The 20,358-nt window shown below is 43.4% G+C and carries 19 protein-coding genes and 1 pseudogene; 15 read left to right on the forward strand and 5 right to left on the reverse strand.

Annotated features, from left to right (window positions below; all coding sequences use genetic code 11):
- Positions 1-181: 181 nt before the first annotated feature.
- The 3 genes from AC6H4V_RS00235 to AC6H4V_RS00245 are packed head-to-tail and all read right to left on the reverse strand — an operon-like array spanning position 182 to position 3,728.
- A complete protein-coding gene (locus tag AC6H4V_RS00235; RefSeq protein ID WP_497607027.1) occupies positions 182-1,366 on the reverse strand; it encodes an acetate/propionate family kinase in 1,185 nt (394 codons plus the stop codon).
- Positions 1,363-3,444, reverse strand: a complete 2,082-nt coding sequence (gene pta / locus AC6H4V_RS00240) for a phosphate acetyltransferase (protein WP_497607028.1) — start codon at positions 3,442-3,444, stop codon at positions 1,363-1,365. The genes AC6H4V_RS00235 and pta overlap by 4 nt, the downstream gene beginning before the upstream one ends.
- Entirely contained in the window at positions 3,441-3,728 is a 288-nt protein-coding gene (locus AC6H4V_RS00245; protein WP_428728713.1) for a hypothetical protein, read from the reverse strand. The genes pta and AC6H4V_RS00245 overlap by 4 nt, the downstream gene beginning before the upstream one ends.
- 110 nt (positions 3,729-3,838) lie before the next feature.
- On the opposite strand from AC6H4V_RS00245, the gene AC6H4V_RS00250 reads away from it, so the two are divergent.
- Genes AC6H4V_RS00250 through AC6H4V_RS00260 form a run of 3 tightly spaced genes read left to right on the forward strand, consistent with a single transcriptional unit; the run spans position 3,839 to position 7,392 of the window.
- Positions 3,839-4,579, forward strand: coding sequence for a complement resistance protein TraT (locus AC6H4V_RS00250; RefSeq protein WP_497607029.1), 741 nt, complete (start codon positions 3,839-3,841; stop codon positions 4,577-4,579).
- A gap of 33 nt (positions 4,580-4,612) precedes the next feature.
- Positions 4,613-6,994, forward strand: a complete 2,382-nt coding sequence (gene ppsA / locus AC6H4V_RS00255; protein ID WP_497607030.1) for a phosphoenolpyruvate synthase — start codon at positions 4,613-4,615, stop codon at positions 6,992-6,994.
- Between the two features lie 50 nt (positions 6,995-7,044).
- The gene (locus AC6H4V_RS00260) at positions 7,045-7,392 is read left to right on the forward strand and encodes an EF-hand domain-containing protein (protein ID WP_497607031.1); all 348 of its coding nucleotides are present in this window, start codon (positions 7,045-7,047) and stop codon (positions 7,390-7,392) included.
- Between the two features lie 60 nt (positions 7,393-7,452).
- Here AC6H4V_RS00260 and AC6H4V_RS00265 read toward each other — a convergent pair whose 3' ends face one another.
- Positions 7,453-10,026 (reverse strand): cation-translocating P-type ATPase, encoded by a 2,574-nt coding sequence (locus AC6H4V_RS00265; protein WP_497607032.1) that lies wholly within the window; start codon positions 10,024-10,026, stop codon positions 7,453-7,455.
- A 71-nt stretch (positions 10,027-10,097) separates the two neighbouring features.
- Between AC6H4V_RS00265 and AC6H4V_RS00270 the strand changes: the two genes are divergently transcribed.
- From AC6H4V_RS00270 to AC6H4V_RS00305, 8 genes are read left to right on the forward strand one after another with little or no spacing between them, the layout of a single operon-like run.
- On the forward strand, positions 10,098-10,364 hold the full coding sequence (locus AC6H4V_RS00270) for a hypothetical protein (protein ID WP_428728718.1): 267 nt from the start codon (positions 10,098-10,100) through the stop codon (positions 10,362-10,364).
- A gap of 55 nt (positions 10,365-10,419) precedes the next feature.
- Positions 10,420-11,715, forward strand: coding sequence for a hypothetical protein (locus AC6H4V_RS00275; protein WP_497607033.1), 1,296 nt, complete (start codon positions 10,420-10,422; stop codon positions 11,713-11,715).
- Between the two features lie 2 nt (positions 11,716-11,717).
- Positions 11,718-12,596, forward strand: a complete 879-nt coding sequence (locus tag AC6H4V_RS00280; RefSeq protein WP_428728720.1) for a metal ABC transporter substrate-binding protein — start codon at positions 11,718-11,720, stop codon at positions 12,594-12,596.
- Positions 12,593-13,333 carry a metal ABC transporter permease gene (locus tag AC6H4V_RS00285; RefSeq protein WP_497607034.1) on the forward strand — a complete coding sequence of 247 codons (741 nt, stop codon included), beginning with the start codon at positions 12,593-12,595 and terminating at the stop codon, positions 13,331-13,333. The genes AC6H4V_RS00280 and AC6H4V_RS00285 overlap by 4 nt, the downstream gene beginning before the upstream one ends.
- Positions 13,334-13,335: 2 nt before the next feature.
- Entirely contained in the window at positions 13,336-13,653 is a 318-nt protein-coding gene (locus AC6H4V_RS00290; protein WP_428728722.1) for a hypothetical protein, read from the forward strand.
- Positions 13,640-13,942, forward strand: a complete 303-nt coding sequence (locus AC6H4V_RS00295) for a DUF309 domain-containing protein (RefSeq protein WP_497607035.1) — start codon at positions 13,640-13,642, stop codon at positions 13,940-13,942. The genes AC6H4V_RS00290 and AC6H4V_RS00295 overlap by 14 nt, the downstream gene beginning before the upstream one ends.
- A gap of 39 nt (positions 13,943-13,981) precedes the next feature.
- Entirely contained in the window at positions 13,982-14,797 is an 816-nt protein-coding gene (locus AC6H4V_RS00300) for a mechanosensitive ion channel family protein (protein WP_428728724.1), read from the forward strand.
- A 4-nt stretch (positions 14,798-14,801) separates the two neighbouring features.
- The gene (locus tag AC6H4V_RS00305) at positions 14,802-15,608 is read left to right on the forward strand and encodes a DUF481 domain-containing protein (RefSeq protein WP_497607036.1); all 807 of its coding nucleotides are present in this window, start codon (positions 14,802-14,804) and stop codon (positions 15,606-15,608) included.
- Positions 15,609-15,704: 96 nt separating this feature from the next.
- Here AC6H4V_RS00305 and AC6H4V_RS00310 read toward each other — a convergent pair whose 3' ends face one another.
- Positions 15,705-16,805, reverse strand: coding sequence for an MFS transporter (locus AC6H4V_RS00310; protein WP_497607037.1), 1,101 nt, complete (start codon positions 16,803-16,805; stop codon positions 15,705-15,707).
- Positions 16,806-16,904: 99 nt separating this feature from the next.
- Here AC6H4V_RS00310 and AC6H4V_RS00315 point away from each other — a divergent pair, with 99 nt between their 5' ends.
- The 4 genes and pseudogenes from AC6H4V_RS00315 to AC6H4V_RS00330 all read left to right on the forward strand — a co-directional run bounded on the left by AC6H4V_RS00315 (position 16,905) and on the right by AC6H4V_RS00330 (position 20,356).
- The gene (locus AC6H4V_RS00315) at positions 16,905-17,393 is read left to right on the forward strand and encodes a PAS domain-containing protein (protein WP_497607038.1); all 489 of its coding nucleotides are present in this window, start codon (positions 16,905-16,907) and stop codon (positions 17,391-17,393) included.
- Between the two features lie 298 nt (positions 17,394-17,691).
- A pseudogene (locus tag AC6H4V_RS00320) lies at positions 17,692-18,249 on the forward strand (methyl-accepting chemotaxis protein); the annotation flags it as partial.
- An 84-nt stretch (positions 18,250-18,333) separates the two neighbouring features.
- A complete protein-coding gene (locus AC6H4V_RS00325; RefSeq protein ID WP_497607938.1) occupies positions 18,334-18,672 on the forward strand; it encodes a CZB domain-containing protein in 339 nt (112 codons plus the stop codon).
- 181 nt (positions 18,673-18,853) lie between these two features.
- Positions 18,854-20,356 (forward strand): B12-binding domain-containing radical SAM protein, encoded by a 1,503-nt coding sequence (locus tag AC6H4V_RS00330; protein ID WP_497607039.1) that lies wholly within the window; start codon positions 18,854-18,856, stop codon positions 20,354-20,356.
- Positions 20,357-20,358 lie beyond the last annotated feature (2 nt).

Raw genomic sequence — 20,358 nt, forward strand, 5'->3', positions numbered from 1 at the left:
ACACAGAATCTTGAACACTACCAAAGAGCTTGATTAAAAAGTATTTCAAAAAAGAGACACTTTTACTTTTAGGGGCTGATTTTAAAAATAACCTCTTTAAAGTCTATAAAATAGGCTTAATATAATTCCCTCACTGTCCACTATTTTCTAATAAAAATTTCTCCAAACACCATAAATTTTACTATAAGTTATATTTAGAATTGACGATAAAAACGGATGCCTCTTTTGCCATTTGCAGTTCTTCATCTGTTTTGACGACGAAGAGCTCTATTTTGGAGTTTGGTTTTGAGATTTTTTTTGAGTTTTGGCTGTTTGCCTCTTTGTCTAGCGCTATGCCAAGAGGTTCTAAGTCTTGCAAGATTTTTTCTCTTACAAATGCGGAGTTTTCTCCGATGCCAGCCGTGAGGGCGATGGCATCAACTTTTCCCAAAAGAGCGATGTATGCGCCTATGTATTTTTTTGCTCTTCGTGCCATCATCTCTATGGCTGTGCGTGCATTTTCATCCTCTCGTTTTTGGATTTCTCGCACATCTATCTCGCCGCACACTCCCAAAAGTCCGCTCTCTTTGTTTAAAAGCTTATCGACTTGTTCTGTGGTGTAGCCAATCTCCCTTTGGAGATAGAGGATGATTGCGGGGTCTATATCTCCGCTTCTTGTACCCATCATCAGCCCTTCAAGCGGGGTAAAACCCATGGAGGTGTCGATGCTTTTGCCCTCTTTGATGGCGCATACGCTTGAACCATTTCCGAGGTGAAGCGTGATGACATTTAGTGCTTCTGGGCTTTTTCCCATCTCTTTTGCGACCTCTTGCATGACATAGGCGTGGGAAGTCCCGTGAAAACCGTAACGGCGGATTTTGTGTTTTTCATATAACTCAAGCGGCAAGGCGTAAAGATACGCCTCTTTTGGCATTGTCGCATGAAACGCTGTATCAAAAACTGCTATCTGTGGAACGTTTGGAGCTTTTTTGAGGGTTACCAAAATCCCCTCAAGGTTGGATGGGTTGTGTAGCGGTGCGAGGGGGATAAACTCTCTTATCTTCTGGATAACTCTCTCATCTATTAACGTGGCGTTTTGGAAAAACTCTCCGCCATGCACCACTCTATGCGCTATGGCATCAAGTGATGAAAAATGATCCACAATATGCAGCTCTTTGAGCGTGGAGTTAATGAGCTTAAGCCCTTCATGATGGTTAGCGATATGCCTACTAAACTCTTTTGTCTCGTTTTTGAAATGGAGTGTTATTTTGGATGACGCTTCGGCGATTTTTTCAACAACCATTTGCGCCAAAACCCCGCCGCTTGGCATCAAAAAGAGCTTAAACTTGATAGAGGAGCTTCCGGAGTTGATGACGGCTATTTTCATACATTACCTGCTTGAATCGCTGTGATAAGAATGGTATTTACTACATCCTCGACACTACATCCACGGCTCAAGTCGTTCACTGGTTTTTTCAGTCCCTGCAAAATCGGTCCGATGGCTATGGCATCGCTTGAGCGTTGGACGGCTTTGTAGGTGTTGTTGCCCGTGTTGAGGTCGGGGAAGATAAAAACACTCGCCTCTCCCGCTACCTCGGAGTTTGGAAGTTTGATGGCCGCCACCTCTTTGTCAATCGCCGCATCGTACTGAATCGGACCTTCGATTTTAAGGTTTGGCTTGAGTGTTTTGAGTATTTGTGTCGCCTCTCGCACCTTGTCCACATCCGTACCACTGCCACTGCTTCCCGTTGAGTAGGAGAGCATCGCCACTTTTGGCTCTATGCCAAAGAGTTGGGCGGTTGCGGCACACGAGAGGGCGATTTGGGCAAGTTCCTGCGCATTTGGATTTTGGTTGAGTGCACAATCGCCGTAAACCAAAACTTTTGTCTTAAGGCACATAAAAAAGAGGCTTGAAACAAGCTGGGTCTCTGGAGTTGTTTTGATGATTTGCAGTGCTGGTCTGATGGTGTCCGCCGTTGCGTGGATTGCCCCGCTTACCATCGCATCGGCATAGCCCAGATGTACCATCATCGTGGCAAAATAGTTTACATGTATCATGGCATCTTTGGCGGCTTGAAGTGTAAGCCCTTTTGCTTTTCTCATCTCGTAAAAAGTGTTGCAAAACTGCTCGAAAAGTTCGGACGTTTCATGGTTTATGATGGTTGCTTTGCTGATGTCAATCCCTAGTTTTTGGGCTTGTTCCCGCACCTCATCCTCCCTGCCCAAAAAGATGATTTCACACACATCACGGCGCAAAACTATCTCAGAGGCTCGCAAAATCCGCTCATCGCAACTCTCTGGCAAGACTATCTTTTTTCTCTTTTTGCGTGCCATCTCAAAGAGTTTGTACGCAAACATGACGGGTGTCACGACATCGCTCTTTTGCGTCTGAATCTTTGCTTCAAGCACGGAGGCATCAATGCTGGCGTTAAAGAGACCAAGTGCCAACGCTATCTTTCTCTCGCTGTTTTGGCGCAGTCTTGAGCGGACATGGAGCAGTTTTTTTGCACTCTCAAGAGCATCATTTTTTATGCTTAAAAAGGGGATGTTGTACTCTTTTAGTCCTCTGATAATCTTCTCAATATTTGGATGGAGTTCTGCTTTGTTTATAAAAAGAATGGCGTTGATTTTTGGGTACTCTTTTGAGTAAAATGAGGCGACAAGCCCCAAAATGATATCTGAACGCTCTGCATCCACGATGACCAAATCATCCTCTTTTATCTGCTCCAAAAAGCTCTCAACTCCCGATGTAGCGATGCTAAAACCTCGAATGGCTCTTGCGTTGTCGTTTTGGCAAAAAACTATCTTTTTGGCTTCAAGTGTCTCAACAACATCTTCAAGTGTCGGCACGTCAAGCTCTCCAAGCTCCTCTAAAAAGTAGATATTTTGTTCAGCTCCTCCAAAATGTGTTTCAAAAAAAGAGCGTTTTTGTGCATCTATGCGGCTTATGAAAGTTGCAAAACATAGAGAGTTCAGAGAGAGAAGATGCTCTTTTTCGATGGAGATATTTTCATAAATCTCTTGCACCGTTCTATCTTTTGCGTTGATGATGTTGATGATGGAAGCACCAAAGTTTTGGGCGATAAGCGCATTTAAGTCATAATTTTGGCTAAGCGGTAAAAGTGAGCGGGCAATCCCCTCGCAAAGGATAAAATCGTAACGCTCTCCAAGCTTTTGAAACTTTGCCACAAGAGTGCCCAAAACCTCATCAACGCCACTTGAAGCAAGAAGCGTCTCCAAGCTATCAAGGTCAAACCCGTAACACTCCTCATACTCCATGCCGAGCTTGTAACGCTCAACCATAAACTCTATATCTCTGTCACGCACATCTTTTGATGGGATGATGGGGCGGAAAAAAGCCACTTTGTCGATGTTGCGCTTGAGCATCTCCATCATTCCCATAGAGACAAAAAGCGCACCGACATTTTTCTCCTGCGCCGATATATAGAGTGCGTTTATCTTCATTCTATCACTATCTCTTTGGCAAGACCCTCACGCACAATAAAAGTACGGCTTAAAATCATCAAATCACCTCTGTAAATATCGATAGTATGACTTCCAGCAACAATCGCATAGAGGTTGGTTTGACCCGCTACAACACCAAATCTCTGGCCCTTGTCGATAGAAATCGCTATATTTTTTGTGTTGCCATTAAAGAAAAAGTACCCTTTTGCAACAACAGCGTCCTCTTTAGAACTGCATCCCGCAAAAAAGGCAAGAAGTAGCAGCATTGCCAGAAATCGTCTCATATTTTTCTCCATTGAAAATTTTTTTTCTAGTTTAGCATATTTTTATTGCAAGGAGTGATGTTTAAGTTTTTGGAGTATGATTTGTATATATTTTGATAAAAAGGTTTTTTATGAAAAAATTTGTAAGCGTGTTAACCCTCTCTTTTGTAGCGGGGATGGTGGCGATAACTCTAGGCGGTTGTAGCGCGATGGATACGGCAATTAGCAAAAAAGATTTGGATGTGCAAACGAAGATGTCTGAAACTATCTTTTTGGAACCAGTTGCACCAGAGAAAAAGATTGTTTTTGTTGATATGAAAAACACCTCTGACCAAGAGGTTAATATCGCCTCAAGAATCGAAACGGCTTTTATCAACAGAGGTTATAAGGTGACAAAAGACCCAAAAGAGGCAACCTATATGTTGCAGGGCAATATCCTCAAAGTAGGCAAATCTGACCTCAGAGAGTCTCAATCTTATGCCAACTCAGCATTTGGCGGAGGTGCCTTGGGTGCTGCCGCTGGTTATGCGGCAACGGGAAGTGGAAGAACTGGAGCAGCCCTCGGTTTGGCAGGAGCGGTAGTAGGAATCGCTGCTGATGCGATGGTAAAAGACAACCTCTATGTGATGGTGACTGATTTGCAGATTCGTGAGAGACCGCTGGAGGGTGAAGTTGTTACGCAAACGCAAAAAGCTTATCTGAATCAAGGAAGTTCTACTACGACCAAACAAAGTATCCAAGGCGGAAAAATCGAGTGGAAAACTTATAGAACCCGCATCGTAAGCACCGCTAATCAGGTTAACTTAGAGTTTGAAGAGGCTAAGCCGGCTCTTGAGAACGCACTTGTTCGCTCTATGTCAGGTATATTTTAACAATTCTATTTTTTAACATCGGAGGGTTTTGCTATGCGCTACATTTGCTTTTTCAATGAACTTAGTATCGGAGATGTTCCCATAGTCGGCGGTAAAAACGCTTCACTTGGGGAAATGTACCAAAACCTAACCCCAAAGGGTGTCACTGTTCCAAACGGTTTTGCTACCACAAGCGAGGCTTATTGGCTGCTTCTTCAAGAAAACGGCATCAAAGAGAAGATAGCCAAAATCTTGAGTGATTTGGACATTAGCGACACCGACAATCTTCAAAAGCGTGGGCTTGAAGTCCGTACGCTTCTCTTAAATGCACACCTTCCAAAAGTTCTAGCCGATGAACTTCTTGAAGCGTACAAAACCCTCTCAAACGCTTACGGTTCGCAACATATCGATGTAGCGGTTCGCTCTTCAGGAACTGCCGAGGATTTGCCCGATGCCTCTTTTGCGGGACAACAAGAGACTTTTTTAAACGTAAGCAGCCAAGAGGAGCTTTTGGCGTGTACTCTAAAGTGTTTCGCTTCACTCTTTACCGACCGAGCCATCAGCTACCGCACAAGCCGTGGGTTTGACCATTTTAAAGTCGCTCTCTCTGTGGGTGTGCAGAAGATGGTGCGAAGCGATGAGGCATCAAGCGGGATTATGTTTACGCTTGACACGGAGAGCGGTTCGGAGAATCTCATCCTTATCAACTCCATCTGGGGGCTAGGCGAAAATGTGGTAAGCGGACGGGTAAACGCCGATGAGTTTTTTGTCTTTAAGCCCACGCTCAAAAAAGGGATAACCACCATTTTAAAACGCTCTTTGGGGAGCAAAAAAGAGAAGATGCTCTATGACGCCACCTCACGAACGCTCAACATCCCGACAACACAAGAGGAGCAAAGCCGATTTTCTATCAGCGATGATGAAGTCCTCTCTCTTGCCAAAGCGGCACTTGTTATTGAGGAGCATTATGGACGACCGATGGACATCGAGTGGGCAAAAGATGGCAATGACGGTAAACTTTACATCGTTCAGGCAAGACCAGAGACGGTTATGAGCAAACAAAACCAAAGCATGACAAGCAAGCACTACTCACTGAGCGTAAAAGGTGCAAAACTGCTCACATCGGGACGAGCCATCGGCGAGAAGATAGGAAGCGGGGAGGTTTGCATCATCAACGACACCTCCGAATTTGCCCGTTTTAAAGAGGGCGATATCTTGGTAGCAGATACGACAAACCCCGACTGGGAGCCTGTTATGAAAAAAGCCTCAGCAGTTGTAACCAACCGTGGAAGCCGCACATGCCATGCGGCTATTGTGGCACGTGAGATAGGTGTACCTGCCGTTGTCGGGTGCGGCGATGCAACCACACTTCTGCAAAACGGACAAAAAGTAACGGTAAGTTGCGCCGAGGGTGATGAGGGGCATGTCTATGAGGGTGCGCTTGAGTACACCATCAAGACAACGGACATGAGTAACCTCAAACCCACAAAAACCAAACTCTTTGTCAACGTCGGCAACCCAGCAGAGGCTTTTGGATTTGCACAAATGCCAAATGACGGTGTTGGACTTGCCAGAATGGAGTTTATCATGAACAACTCCATCAACGCCCATCCGATGGCACTTATAGACATGCATAAAGGTAAAAGCGTCAAGGATGAGGAGCAAATCCGCTCTTTTATGATTCCTCACAGTGACGCAAAAGAGTTCTTTTTGCAAAAAATCAGCGAGGGTGTGGGGATGATTGCGGCGGCTTTTTACCCAAAACCCGTCATCATACGAACAAGCGATTTTAAGAGCAATGAGTACCGTGGGATGAGGGGCGGTTTTGATTATGAGGCGGAAGAGGAGAACCCGATGATAGGTTTTCGAGGTGCTAGCCGCTACTATGACGAGAGCTACCGTGAAGCCTTTGAGTGGGAGTGTGAAGCACTGAAACGGGTACGTGAGGAGATGGGGCTTGACAATATGAAAATCATGATTCCATTTGTCCGCACACCAGAGGAGGGCAAAAAAGTCATAGCCATCATGAACGAGAAAGGGCTTGTTCAAGGCGAAAATGGGCTTGAAATCTATGCGATGTGTGAGATTCCCGCAAATGTCATCCTTGCCGATAAGTTTTTAGAGGTATTTGACGGCTACTCCATCGGCTCAAACGACCTCACACAACTTAGCCTCGGAGTTGACAGAGAGAGTGCAAAAATCGCCCATATATTTGACGAGCGAAACGAAGCGGTAAAGAGAATGCTGCAAATGGCGATAGAAGCATGCAAAACAAGAGGCAAATACATAGGCATCTGCGGACAAGCCCCCTCAGACTATCCGGAAATCACGGAGTTTTTGGTACAAGAGGGCATAGACTCCATCTCGCTAAACCCAGATTCGCTCTTTAAGATGCGTCAGGTTGTTAGTGAGTTGGAGGGGGAAATTCCACAATAATTTCACATAAATTTGCTACAATATTTTCATATCAACAAAAGAGGTGTAAAATGAAAAAGTTTACCAAGTTCATAGGCTTGAGTTTTGTTGCAGCGATGCTGTCGGTGTCAAGTCTTTATGCGGCTGAAATACCCGATAGAGGTTCGATACCTTTTGAAGCGTTTGATATCAATAAAGATGGCTTTATAACAGAGGATGAGCATACCAAAGTTAGAGAAGAGAGAATAAAAGAGAAGCAGAGCCAAAACCAAAGAATGATGAGAAATGTCGGAAATGCGCCTGATTTTAAATCTCTTGATGCAGACGGTGACGGTAAAGTGACTAAGATGGAACTGCTTGAGGGACAAAATAAGCAGATGCAAGAAAACAGAGCCAACAGAGGTCCTAGAAGTAACTAGCTCTCAATCGTCACCTCTTTTATGAGGTTGACGATTTTATTACCCCAACCATCAAAACTCTTAACGGATTGAAAATCTCTTCCTAAAAAACTTCTCCGCTTCCATGACCGCTACAAGAGTGAGCGCCAAAAAGAGGAGCGTTCCCCACATCTGTAATGTTACAGGTTCGATACTTAGCACTGAACGCATAAAAGGGCTGTACATCGCTACTATGTGGATGCCTTGAGCAACTGCGACGGATACCCACAAAAGCATATTTTTGGCATGGTTAATTTTAAAAACCGAGATATTTTCACTGCGGGAGTTAAACGTATGGACATTCTCAAAAAGTACCATTAAAAGAAGCGTGATATTTCTTGCCGCATCTTCATGGTATCCAAAAGAAAGCAGTGTATAAAAGAGTGCGAATGCCGACAAGCCCATATACAAGCCACCCACAACAATCCTACTTATCATGACTTTGTTAAATATCGGCTCTTTTGGGTCGCGCGGTTTGCGTTTTAGCACCTCCGGCTCTGCCCCCTCGGCGGCGAGTGCCATATCTTGTATGCCGTTTGCAACTATGTTGAGCCAGAGTATCTGTACGGGCAAAAGCGGCATTGGGATAAAAAAGAGGATAGAGAGTACGACAAGCACAATCTCGGCAACTCCTGTGGAAAGAAGCAGATGAATCACTTTGCGGATATTGTCATACGCCACGCGTCCCTCTTCTATACCATTTACGATAGAGCCAAAAGCATCATCTGTAAGTATGAGGTCGCTTGATTCACGTGCCACATCCGTACCGCTTTTTCCCATGGCGATGCCGATGTTGGCAAATTTTAGTGCGGGTGCATCGTTGACGCCGTCTCCAGTTACCGCCACATAATGTCCAAGCTCTTGAAACGCCCCTATTATGCGCTGTTTTTGTTCAGGCGAAACACGTGCAAAGATGCGTTTGTTTGCTATCTCCTCTTTATGCCCTCCACGCTCCATCCAGCGGGAAATCTCCAAGCCATCGATTACCTCATCTTCACTTTGAGCGATTCCAAGCTCTTTTGCAATAAAAAATGCAGTATTTGGATGGTCTCCTGTTACCATAGCGACACTGATGCCCGCCTCTTGCGCTTTAAGTACCGCCTCTTTTACACCCTCACGAAGCGGGTCGGCGATGGCGGCAAATCCTACATAGCCATACCCCTCTTTGGCGATACCGCTCTCGTCGCTCACTTTGTAGGCAAGGGCAATATTTCTAAACCCTTTTGCCGCCCATTCGTCCACTTGCGCAAGAACTGTTTTTGCATCATCCTCGCTCATGGTGCACATACCGACAACTATCTCGGGAGAGCCTTTGATAAAGTGAATCTTCTCCCCGTCTATGCGGTAGCTCGCTGCTGAGTATTTGTTGATAGGCTCATACGGTAGAGCGTCAATAGGTTTTTGTTTTTCATGTCTTTTAAAAAGCTCCTCATCAAGTTCAAGCACATAGCGTGCAAGAGCCACATCCACCTGATCGCCGATAAAGACTCTCTCTCCATCCTCTTCGTGAGAGGTTGATTCGTTGCAGAGTTTTGCACCTAGAAGCAGATGTTCGCTGATGTATTCATTTGGGTTGTAGCTTTTTTGCGGTGTGACGATGGAGGCAACGCTCAAACGATTTTGTGTCATAGTCCCCGTTTTGTCACTCGCTATTAGGGTGCATGAACCAAGCCCCTCGATGGCAGAGAGCCTGCGCACGATAACATTTCGCTTGCTCATAGCCGCACTTGCAACGCTGAGCGCCACGGTAATAGCTACGGGAAGCCCCTCTGGGATAGCCGAGACAGAGAGTGCCACGGTAAGAAGAAAAATCTCTTGAAGAGGCATCTCATGCGAGAGACCAAGTATGATAATAAAAAGTGCGACACCAGCAATTATCTTTGCGATATTGAGAGAAAATTTCTCCATTCTTGCCGTCAAAGGGGGTTGTGCTGTTTTTTCATGCGCCAAAAGAGAGGCAATTTTGCCCACCTCCGTCATCTGTGCCACCGCCGTGACAACACCTATGGCTCTGCCTTTTGTGACTAAAGAGCCGCCGTAGAGCATATTTTTTCTCTCTGCGATAGGCTCGTTGGCATCTGTGGAGATATAGTCATGCTTTTTGCCCACTTCAAGCGATTCTCCCGTGAGAAGCGACTCATTGACTTGAAGTTCATTTGCTTCAAGCAGACGTATATCGGATGGAACTTTAACACCTGACTCAAAAAAGACGACATCCCCGACCGTCACATCTTCACTCGGTATCTCCACCCTGCGCCCGTCTCTTAGAACATAAACAAAAGTCTTTATCGCCTTTTTTAAAGCATCCGCCTTCTCGCCTGCAACATACTCCTGATACGTTCCAACCACAGCATTTAAAAGAAGCGCCGCCAAAATAAACCCTGCATCGCTATACTCCCCAATCAAAAACGAAACAGTCGCCGCAATAAATAAAATATAGACGATAGGACCTTTAAACTGCTGGGCAAATATGGCAACCACGCCACGTTTTTTTGCTTGTTGCAGGACATTTTTCCCATAGCGCTGTGTGCGTTTAAGAGCCTCATCAGCACTAAGCCCCTCACTGCTACACCCCAGATGTTGCAGCGTCTCTTGCGCACTTTTAGTATGAAACATGACAACTCCTGCCTTAGATAAGGATAGTTTCTAATGATAACATAAAATAAAATTATGGTAAAATTCCGCCGATGAAATTTAATATATTACTCTCTATTCTCTTTGCTATTGTTACAAGCTTTGCGGCTATCCATGAAGTAAAGCATATAGAGCATAATGACGGCTCTAGCTGTCTCATCTGTACGGTAAACAGCAACATCGTAAGTGCAGATGCCGTCTCGTTTGTCCAAGATGTCGAACTCTCTCATTTTGAAGCCATAACGCACAGTGCGCCTGTTACATACTTTCACGTCGAGACAAAATCCAACCAAAACCGCGCCCCACCCGTACTCTCCTAAATTCACAAAAAAACAATCATTACAAAAACAAAAAATTATTTTAGGATAGAAAATTATGAAAAAAATAGTATTATCAAGTATGGTTTGCGCAGCATTAATTTATGGGGCAGATGTGCTTCCTGTTGAAAAAAGAACGTTTGATCAGTCAAAATTTATTCCGGACATCTCTTTAGTTATGGACGCTTCGTATGTTGATAGAAATGTAAAAGATGCAGAAGTTGGACATCTTGAAGTTCCGGGTGTAGCGCATGGGCTTTTGGGTTCTCATGCTCACGGCGGTGATGAGCATGCCACGTACAATGCCGACAACGGCTTTAACCTCAACTATGCAGAGCTTGTCTTATCTAGCAGTGTTGACCCATTCTTTACAATGGACGGCGTATTTCACTTCTCAGAAAATGGTGTGCATGTTGAGGAACTTTTCTTTACCTCAAACGCTTTGGGTTATGGCACAAAAATAAAAGGCGGAAAGTTTAACTCAAACTTTGGCTATCTGAACGAACAGCACCACCACGCTTGGGATTTTGCAGATATGCCACTTATTTATGAAGCATTTTTAGGAATGCATGGACTAAATGAAAAAGGTGCGCAAATCCAGTGGACAGCTCCAATACCATTTTACTTTATGGCAGGTTTAGAGGTTCTTCAAGGCGAAAATGAGCAGATGTTTGGAAAAGAAGAGATGGAGATGGTTGATAATGCTTACGCTCCAACGGCTACAGAAGAGATAGCAGGAAGCGATGGAGTGTCAATGGTTATTGCATATATAAAAGCATCTCATGACATAGGAAACACAACACTTTTAGGCGGACTCTCTTATGCGCAGGGCGACTCTAGAATAGATCATATAGATGAACATGAAGCTGAAGAAGGCCATGCATTTAGCGGTGATGCAAAACTCTATGGCGCAGACTTTGTAGTTTTACATCAGCTTGACTCTTACAGTTCTATCAAATGGCAAAGTGAATACCTTCAGAGAGAACTTGATGGAACACAGTATGCATATAATGCAACAAGTGGTGATTTAATGCAACCAACAATGCTTAAAGAGCAAGGCGGTCTCTACTCACAACTTATCTACACGCACGATAAAAACTGGAGAATGGGCGTAAGATACGATACTATTTTGAAAAATGATGTAACAAATAACGGTTCTGATGTCGAACAACCAAGCGGACTTGACAAATACACTGCAATGATAGAGTACCACACAAGTGAATTTGCAAGATTTAGACTTCAGTACAGCCACGATAATGCAATGTTCAATGAAGACGGCGAGAGAGAAAAAATCGACACTATCATTCTTCAAGCAAATATCTCCATCGGTGCACACGCAGCACATAGTTTTTAACAATGAAAAAGTTACTAACACTGCTAACACTTCTGCCGCTAACACTGTTAGCGCACATGAATATCGCAGTTAGCTACCCTTATATCGGTGCTTTGACAAAAACGATAGGGGGTGAGCATATCACAACGACGGTTTTGGCACAGGGCAACTGGGACCCGCACTTTATCATCCCGCGTCCCTCGCTCATCACAAAAGTGAGAAATGCCGATGCGCTTATCATGAACGGTGGACAGCTGGAGATTGGCTGGCTTCCCCCGCTTCTTAACCGTGCAGGAAATCCAAAAACTGCCCCTTCGGCTCCGACTTTTCTCAACCTCTCGCACCATATAGAGCTTATCCATAAACCAAAAGATGTTGATAGAAAAGATGGCGACATCCATCCCGACGGCAACCCACACTTCCATCTCGACCCGCAAAATATCCTACATCTTGCAAAAGTCATCAAGGAGTTTTTAATCTCCATAGATACGGTTGATAAAGATGTGTATGAGAAAAACTACGCCGCTTTTGCTACAATGTGGCAAGCAAAGATGCGTGAATGGGAGCAGAAGATGAGCGATAAAAAGGGGCGAAAAGTTATCCAGTTTCATGACAACCTTGCCTACTTCAACAAAGCATACGGGCTTGTAAATATCGGCACGATTGAGCCGCTCCCCGGTATTCCGCCATCATCTAAACACACTATGAACACCATAGAGTTGATTCAAAAAGAGAACCCTTGCTGCATCTTGCATGATGTCTATCACTCTACAAAGACAGCCGATTTTATAGCCGATAAAACGGGCATCAAGATTATTTTGATGCCCCACGACATAGAAGCACTTGAGAGCATTGACAACCTCGGCGCACTCTTTGACCACCTCACGAGCGCTATCAAATGACAGATATCCTCCTTGTTCCCATAGCACTAGTTGTTATCCTTGTGATGCTCCACTCATACTTTGGGATGGAGATACTAAAGCGTGGCATCATCTTTACCGACCTTGCCATCGCACAGTTTGCCGCTCTTGGCTCATCCGTTAGCCTTGGCTACTTCCATGAAGAGCATTTTTACCTTCTCACACTTGGTTTTGCCCTGTTAAGCGCACTTTTGATTGCTTTTGCTTCGACAAGAAAAGTGCATTTGGAGGCGTTTATAGGCATACTTTATGTTTTGGGAGCAAGCGGGATTATGATGGTACTCTCCCACTCGGCAGAGGGAATGGAGCATTTCAAGTCACTTTTGGCAAGCGATATACTCTTCACGCCTCCTAGTGAAGTGATGAAAAGCGGGGTTATTTACTCATTTATTGCCCTTGCTTTATACTTTTTATACCCTAAACTAGAGGGCTTTTTCAAAGAGCTTCTCTTTTTCTCGCTTCTTGCCATCACTGTTACCTCTTCCGTTTCTCTTGCGGGAGTTTTCGTGGTTTTTGTGCTTCTTATCGCTCCGCCGTTTGTCTCCCTCTCTCTTGGACTTAAGAGACCTCTGCTTGGGAGTTTTCTCTTTGGATGGTTCTTTAGCATCTGTGCGATTCTCATCTCCTACTTTTACGATTTGCCTACAGGCTACAGTGTCGTCTTTTTAGGCGCATTTTTGACGGCTCTTATCGTACTTTTTAGTTCAAAAAAGGCATAGAGATGTTTAGCGATGAGTGGACACAAAAAGAGTTTTTAGAGAACAAAAAAGCCCTTGAATCAAAGGGTATCAAAGTGCTGCTCATCGACACCATTCTCTCCCCCATCAACGGCGCAGACACCACACTTTACAACCCTTACGAACTTGCAAAAGAGCCTGAGGGGAGTGTTTTTGTCTTCTACTGCGACACGGGCAAGGCAACGCTTAACAGACTTGACGAGTACAAAAAAAAGTTTCCAAAACACCACTGCATCTCTCTAAGAGGCGGCAGAGGGTACTGGAGAGAAAATATGACGGTTTTTGACGATGCAAGAGCTTGAGCGTTTTATAGACAATATCCAAAGCGGCAATTTTTATGAAGCGCATGAGGATTTGGAAGCACTCTGGTATCCACGAAGGTTTGAGCAGAGTGATGAAGTCAAACTTCTCAAAGGATTTATCAACGCCTCTGTAAGTTTTGAGCTTGCCAAAAAAGGCAAAACAGAACAGGCAAAAAAAGTGTGGCAAACATACCTAAAGTATGAAACACTCTTAGAAAACATTGACTCACCGCACACACCAACCTACCGTCACATAGCCAAACTCCTGCACGCTAAAGCACTTTTATAGCTCTCTTTTACTACAATTCCATTTTTGATAGGAGAAATGATGGATTTTTCAAAATATACAGAACCAGCGATGCTCTACATAAGCGAATATGGACTTAAAATCATTCTCGCGCTTACTATATTTTTCATAGGAAAAATGGTGACCAAAAGAGCTGCAGCGCTTATCAAAAACTTGATGATTAAGGCGCATGTCGATCTTACCCTCGTCAACTTTCTTGCAAATGTCATCTACTTTGTTCTGCTTATCGTTGTTGTCCTAGCCGCTCTTAGCACGCTTGGCATCAATATAGCATCCTTTTTGGCGATTTTTGGAGCTGCTTCACTTGCGATTGGTCTAGCACTTAAAGATTCACTCTCAAACATCGGTGCGGCGGTGCTTATCATCATCTTTCGACCCTTTAAAGTTGGAGATTTTGTTGACACGGCAGGAGTTAGCGGAACTATCGAGGAGATAAACCTCTTCTCTACTATTATGGCGACACCCGACAACAAAACCATCATGATTCCAAACTCTGCTGTCATTGGTTCCAACATCATCAACTTCTCCAACAAGCCTACACGACGAGTCACTCTTACGTTTGGCATTGACTATGGGGATGATTTGAAACTTGCAAAAGAGGTGCTTTGGCAGGTTATCAAAGAGGACGAGAGGGTGCTTCAAGACCCCGCTCCTTTTGTAGCAGTTGCAGACCTTGCGGACAACAGTGTAAACTTTGAGTTTCGTGTTTGGGTCAAGACCGAGGAGTATTGGGCTGTTCATTTTGACATGATAGAAAAAGTAAAACTGGCGTTTGATGCCAATGGCATCTCCATCCCATTCCCACAAATGAATATACATCTACAGAAAAAGGATTAAAAAAATGGTTTCAAAATTAACCGCTCTCGCTCTTGCGACTTCGTGCCTTTTGGCACAAAATACACAAGAGATTAAAGATGAGATAAAAGAGACAAAAGAGAGAATCGCACGTTTAAATGCAAATCTCAAAGAACTAGAGAGTAGCGTGCCAAAAGAGGATGCTCTTTTTAAAACACGGGCTGAAGCTGGGTACATGCTTAACTCCGGAAACTCCGACACAGAAGCTTTTAACGTTGATGCGAAAATAACAGGTACATGGGATTTACACTCTCTTGAAATCTCCATGCTTTGGCAGTACGGAGCAGATAATGATGTAGAAAGTACAAACAGATTTTTGAGTGAATTGCTCTATGACTATAAACTCTCACAAGTACTCTCTCTTGAGTATCTTGCAGGGTATAAAGATGATAAATTTTCAGGCTTTGACTACCAGTTCTACACGGGTCCAGGTGCTAAATACGTAGCCATCAAAACTGATTTTCAGGAGCTAACCCTAGATGGCAATCTTCTTTATGCCAAAGATAAGATTTTTGGCGGTACCGACAGATCATACGCTGCATACAGAGTGCAAGCCGTTTACAATATGCAAGTGCTAGAAAATCTCAAGTTCCATCAAACACTCAACTATAGATCAGAGTTTTCAGATATAGAGAACTATTTTGCCTACTCAAAAACAGGTTTATCAACAAGATTTTCCGATATATTTTCTGCAGGCGTAGCGTACTATGTTGACTACACAAACAAACCAGCTTTTGTTGACAAAACATCTACAGACAAAAAGTTTACATTCAATCTTATCGCCGACTACTAATCTCACACACCTTTAGGAAATGGGGCTTTAGCCCCGCTTTGTTGTTAAGAAAGTTTTTTGCACGGGGCTAAAGCCCCACTTCCAAAAAAATATTTTTTATGAGATATCTCTTTTTCCCCAAAGAACTAAAAACCAAGTTGCCCCAAGTGCGATAACCATCGAACTTAAAAAAAGGTAGCTTGGGTAGAGTTCATAAACATACCCTGCGATTAACGCCCCCATAAACGCCCCAAAACCATACGTGATGCCAGAGAAGAGCTGTTGCGCCAATGATTTGTGCTTGTAAAGATAAAAAAGATAACTAATCGCTGCTGAGTGAAAAAGCGCAAAACTAAGTGCATGAAGTGCTTGAGAGAGAAACAAGAGAGCCGTGACATCCGGAAATGCAAAAACCAAAAACCAGCGCGCCGCCGTTATAAATGTAGTTACTTGAAGGATGAGAAGTAGGTTCTTACGTAGAAGCGCACCCTGAAAATAGAGCATAAATATCTCCACAACTACGCCAAAGCTCCAGAGATAAATCGTCATATCCAAGCTTACCCCGTGGTCAGTTGTATAGATAGTAAAAAAGTTATAAAAAGAGCCAAAACTTACCTGCATAAGCGTAAGCCCCAGCCACAATTTCCAGTCTGCCAAAAGGTTGATATCGTTGGTGTGTTCGCTCTGTTTTTCCAAAAGAGTGTCTGCTTTTTTGGCGATAACAAAACCAAAAAGTGCGGTTATAAGCACTAAAACCAAAAGATAAATGAGTGCAACAGAGGGTGAGGAGAGAAACTTCACCAAAACAAGTGCAACCAAGATAAAGCCGACTGAACCAAAGAGCCGAATCTTCCCATAACGCTCTTTTCCCAGATAGTTCAGCGAGATAAGTTCGATGTAGGGAAGTACGATGCTAAGCCCGATACCAAGCGATATGTTGGAGAGGAGCAGTTTATAAAAGTTATCAAGTGAAAAGTAAAACGAGAGTGCACTCAAACACATAATGAGAAGCGAGGTATTGAAAATCTTTGCATTGATTTTAAGCCCTTTGATAAAAGCAAAAGGAACTAAAAAACGCACAAGCGGCGCTGCGGCAAAGATGATACCTATATCGCTAGGAGTATATCCCGCCATAGAGAGCACTTTTGGCAGGAAAATGATATAGACACCGATAACTGAAAAGTAGAAAAAATAAAAAATTGCTAAAAGAATTGACATATGACATCATAACTCAGCTAGCCTTTACTTTACCAGAAAAAAATTGTTATAATGCACAAAATTATTAAATAAAATTATACGAAACAAGGGGATATTGTTATGTTAAGAGAGATGAAAGAGGAAGATTTTATTGTCTCAAAAACCGACCTTAAGGGTCGCATCACATACTGTAATCAAATTTTTATGGATATGGCAGAATATACAGAAGAGGAGTTACTTGGCAAAGCGCATAGCATCATAAGGCATCCGGAGATGCCAAAAGCTGTTTTTCGCTACCTATGGGAGACTATCCCTAAAAAAGAGGAGGTTTTTGCCTATGTTCTTAACAAAACAAAAAACGATAACGGCTACTGGGTTTATGCCAACATCACGGCAACACTTGATGATCGTGGCAATATCGTGGACTACTACTCGGTGAGACGCCGACCAAATCCAAAAGCACTTGATGTCATCATCCCACTCTACCAAAAAATGCTCTCTGTCGAAAAAAGCAGCGGCGTGGACGCATCATTTAAAGTTTTAACAGATATTTTACACGAAAAAGGGGTTTCATACGATGAGCTTATTATCTCTCTTCAAGATCAATAAAAACAAAAAAAGACATGAGCAGATGCATGATGAGATTATCAAAGTGCTCAAAGATGCAGCAGATGGAAAACTAAGCGGACGCATAACAGGCATACCAAATGACAACTCAAAAGAGGCGGCATTTGCATGGAGTATCAACGATGCGCTTGATCAGTTTGAGGCGTTTATGCGTGATGTACAGACATCCATAGAGAGTGCGGCAAATGGCAAAACATACAGAAGCACGAACCCGCAGGGTCTGCATGGTATCTTTCGCACAACATCCCAAAGGCTTCAACTTGCTATCTCTTCCATCGCCATGGGGTATGAAACACGTATCAAAAGCGCTCTCTCGGATGAGCTTTCACATCTTGGTGGCGGAGTGAGTGGAGGGCTTGGGGTCATTCAAAAAGACATCGTTATCTCACAAAATGGCTCAGATGAAATTTCACGTTTTTCTCAAAAAACAGCCGACCTCTCCTCACAAAGTCTAAATGATGTTGATGCCATAAGTCAAAAACTCTCCACGCTACTAGAATCCATCTCTGATTCACATGAAGTGATTATCCATCTTGAAGAGCGCTCACGTGAAATCTCCAATGTTGTCAATCTTATCAAAGACATAGCAGACCAAACAAACCTTCTCGCCCTCAATGCTGCTATCGAAGCGGCGCGCGCAGGAGAGCATGGACGAGGATTTGCCGTAGTTGCTGATGAGGTACGCAAACTTGCAGAGCGTACCCAAAAAGCAACGCATGAGATAGAGATTAACATCAAATCACTCCAGCAAGAAGCAAGCGAGATGCGCACAAGCTCTGATAGCATCTCAGACATCGCCCAAGAGTCAAGCAACGTTATCCATGAGTTCCAGCAGACATTCTCCGAACTCAACTCCTATGCGGAAAAATCATCAGAAGTTGCTTCGTCCATCAACAACCGTCTCTTTACAACTCTCGTCAAGGTGGATCACATCATTTTCAAATCAAGCGCATACTCTGCCATACTCAACTCACATGCTGATAAGCATTTTGTTGACCATAAAAATTGCCGAATGGGTAAGTGGTACGCAGGCGTTGGAAGCGAAAAATTTGGACACATGAAGAGTTTCAAAGAGATGGATAGCGTCCATGCAGCCGTGCACGATGCCGTTTTGAAAAATCTCGAATTCATCAAAAATGGAGCAGTTTTAAAAGGAGATAATCCAAAAATTATCTCTAAAAACTTTAGCGCAATGGAGCAAGCTTCCGACACCCTTTTCCAGCAACTTGATAACATGGTGCAAGAGTATATGAAAAAATAGATATTGTCATAAAATAGTCAAAAACTTTGCACTATTTACCCAACATTAACTAAGAATGCTTATCATTACACATCTCGATTATGTTCAACCCCTTTCATAGGAGAGATTTATAACCTATAAATTATTTTAATTATCCAGCCGTTCCCCCTTTTTGGCTTGGATAATATGTTAAACTTCCCTTATGAAAAAAATCATCCTCACAACGCTCAACTCAAGATTTACACATACTTCCATCGCCTTGCGCTATCTTTATGCAAATTTGCAAGAGTTGCAACAAGATGCGATGATTGCCGAGTTTAGCATCAATGATGCAGTGCAGAGCATAGCGCAAAAACTGCTGCAACACAAACCCCAAATCATCGGTATCGGGGTCTATATCTGGAATGTCTCGCAAGTTTATGAACTTATACACATCATCAAAAAAGTTGCACCGCAAACAGTTGTAGTTCTAGGCGGTCCTGAAGTTTCACATGAGCCTTTTCGTGTCAATCTTGATGCGGCAGATTTTATCATTCAAGGCGAGGGAGATGAAGCTTTTTACGAACTTTGCAAAAACATCCTCTCTTTAAATGCGCCAAAAGAGAGAATCATCAAAATGAGCATGCCCTCGCTCAAAAATATAGCACTTCCCTATCGCTACTACACAGACGACGATATCAAAAACCGCTATATTTATGTCGAAGCGTCACGTGGATGCCCTTTTGAGTGCGAATTTTGTCTCTCTTCTATGGATGAGCGTGTAAGGGCATTTGACCTTGATACACTCTTAGAGGAGTTTGAGCTTCTTTGGCAACGAGGAGCGAGAAACTTCAAGTTTATAGATAGAACTTTCAACCTTAACATCAAAACCGCCAACAGACTGCTTGACTTTTTTTTAGCAAAACCGACTCCCTATTTTGCCCATTTTGAGGTTGTGCCGGACCATTTTCCAGAGTCGCTTAAAGCGAAGATGAAACTCTTTGGCGAGGGCGCACTCCAGCTTGAGATAGGGATTCAAACACTCAACCCAGAGATTGCCGCAAACATCTCAAGACCGCTCCAGCTAGACAAAATCAAAGAAAATATCTGCTTTTTAGAAAATGAGACGCATGCACATATCCATCTTGACCTCATCGTCGGACTACCAGGGGAGACACTGGAGAGTTTTGGTAAAAACCTTGATGAGTTAGTAAGCCTAAGCAGTTGCGAGATACAAATCGGTATCCTCAAAAAACTCTCTGGAACTACTATAAACCGCCACGACATAGAGCATGGGATGGTTTATAGCGACATCCCTCCTTATGATGTTTTGCAGACTTCTAAGCTCTCATTTGAAGAGATTGGAGTTATGAAACGGTTTTCAAGATTTTGGGATTTAACCTACAACAGCGGCAACTTCAAAGAGAGCGTAAAACTTATCTGGCAAGATGAAAGCGTCTTTGAAAACTTCTACGATTTTGGTATCTGGATGTATGCACAAACGGACGCAACATGGCAGATTTCGCTTCAAAGGTTGGGGGAGCTCCTCTTTACCTATCTTTGCGAGATCAAAAAACTCTCTCCAGAGTTTGTTGCAAAAACGATGCTCCAAGATATGATGAAACTTCAAGGAAGAGTTGTCCCACCCTACCTCAAACCATACACCAACGACACCCATGCTCCAAACAAAAAAGGAACATCTGGCTTCAACAAAAGACAGCAATAAAA

It is taken from the genome of Sulfurimonas lacustris, from assembly GCF_059705355.1.

Excerpts from the sequence above, each read along its gene's own strand:
- AC6H4V_RS00245 (WP_428728713.1), bottom strand. The coding sequence starts at position 3,728 with ATGAGACGATTTCTGGCAATGCTGCTACTTCTTGCCTTTTTTGCGGGA.
- AC6H4V_RS00275 (WP_497607033.1), top strand. The coding sequence starts at position 10,420 with ATGAAAAAAATAGTATTATCAAGTATGGTTTGCGCAGCATTAATTTAT.
- AC6H4V_RS00260 (WP_497607031.1), top strand. The coding sequence starts at position 7,045 with ATGAAAAAGTTTACCAAGTTCATAGGCTTGAGTTTTGTTGCAGCGATG.
- AC6H4V_RS00310 (WP_497607037.1), bottom strand. The coding sequence starts at position 16,805 with ATGTCAATTCTTTTAGCAATTTTTTATTTTTTCTACTTTTCAGTTATC.
- AC6H4V_RS00290 (WP_428728722.1), top strand. The coding sequence starts at position 13,336 with ATGTTTAGCGATGAGTGGACACAAAAAGAGTTTTTAGAGAACAAAAAA.
- AC6H4V_RS00265 (WP_497607032.1), bottom strand. The coding sequence starts at position 10,026 with ATGTTTCATACTAAAAGTGCGCAAGAGACGCTGCAACATCTGGGGTGT.
- AC6H4V_RS00280 (WP_428728720.1), top strand. The coding sequence starts at position 11,718 with ATGAAAAAGTTACTAACACTGCTAACACTTCTGCCGCTAACACTGTTA.
- pta (WP_497607028.1), bottom strand. The coding sequence starts at position 3,444 with ATGAAGATAAACGCACTCTATATATCGGCGCAGGAGAAAAATGTCGGT.
- AC6H4V_RS00300 (WP_428728724.1), top strand. The coding sequence starts at position 13,982 with ATGGATTTTTCAAAATATACAGAACCAGCGATGCTCTACATAAGCGAA.
- ppsA (WP_497607030.1), top strand. The coding sequence starts at position 4,613 with ATGCGCTACATTTGCTTTTTCAATGAACTTAGTATCGGAGATGTTCCC.
- AC6H4V_RS00270 (WP_428728718.1), top strand. The coding sequence starts at position 10,098 with ATGAAATTTAATATATTACTCTCTATTCTCTTTGCTATTGTTACAAGC.
- AC6H4V_RS00295 (WP_497607035.1), top strand. The coding sequence starts at position 13,640 with ATGCAAGAGCTTGAGCGTTTTATAGACAATATCCAAAGCGGCAATTTT.
- AC6H4V_RS00315 (WP_497607038.1), top strand. The coding sequence starts at position 16,905 with ATGTTAAGAGAGATGAAAGAGGAAGATTTTATTGTCTCAAAAACCGAC.
- AC6H4V_RS00235 (WP_497607027.1), bottom strand. The coding sequence starts at position 1,366 with ATGAAAATAGCCGTCATCAACTCCGGAAGCTCCTCTATCAAGTTTAAG.
- AC6H4V_RS00305 (WP_497607036.1), top strand. The coding sequence starts at position 14,802 with ATGGTTTCAAAATTAACCGCTCTCGCTCTTGCGACTTCGTGCCTTTTG.
- AC6H4V_RS00285 (WP_497607034.1), top strand. The coding sequence starts at position 12,593 with ATGACAGATATCCTCCTTGTTCCCATAGCACTAGTTGTTATCCTTGTG.
- AC6H4V_RS00330 (WP_497607039.1), top strand. The coding sequence starts at position 18,854 with ATGAAAAAAATCATCCTCACAACGCTCAACTCAAGATTTACACATACT.
- AC6H4V_RS00250 (WP_497607029.1), top strand. The coding sequence starts at position 3,839 with ATGAAAAAATTTGTAAGCGTGTTAACCCTCTCTTTTGTAGCGGGGATG.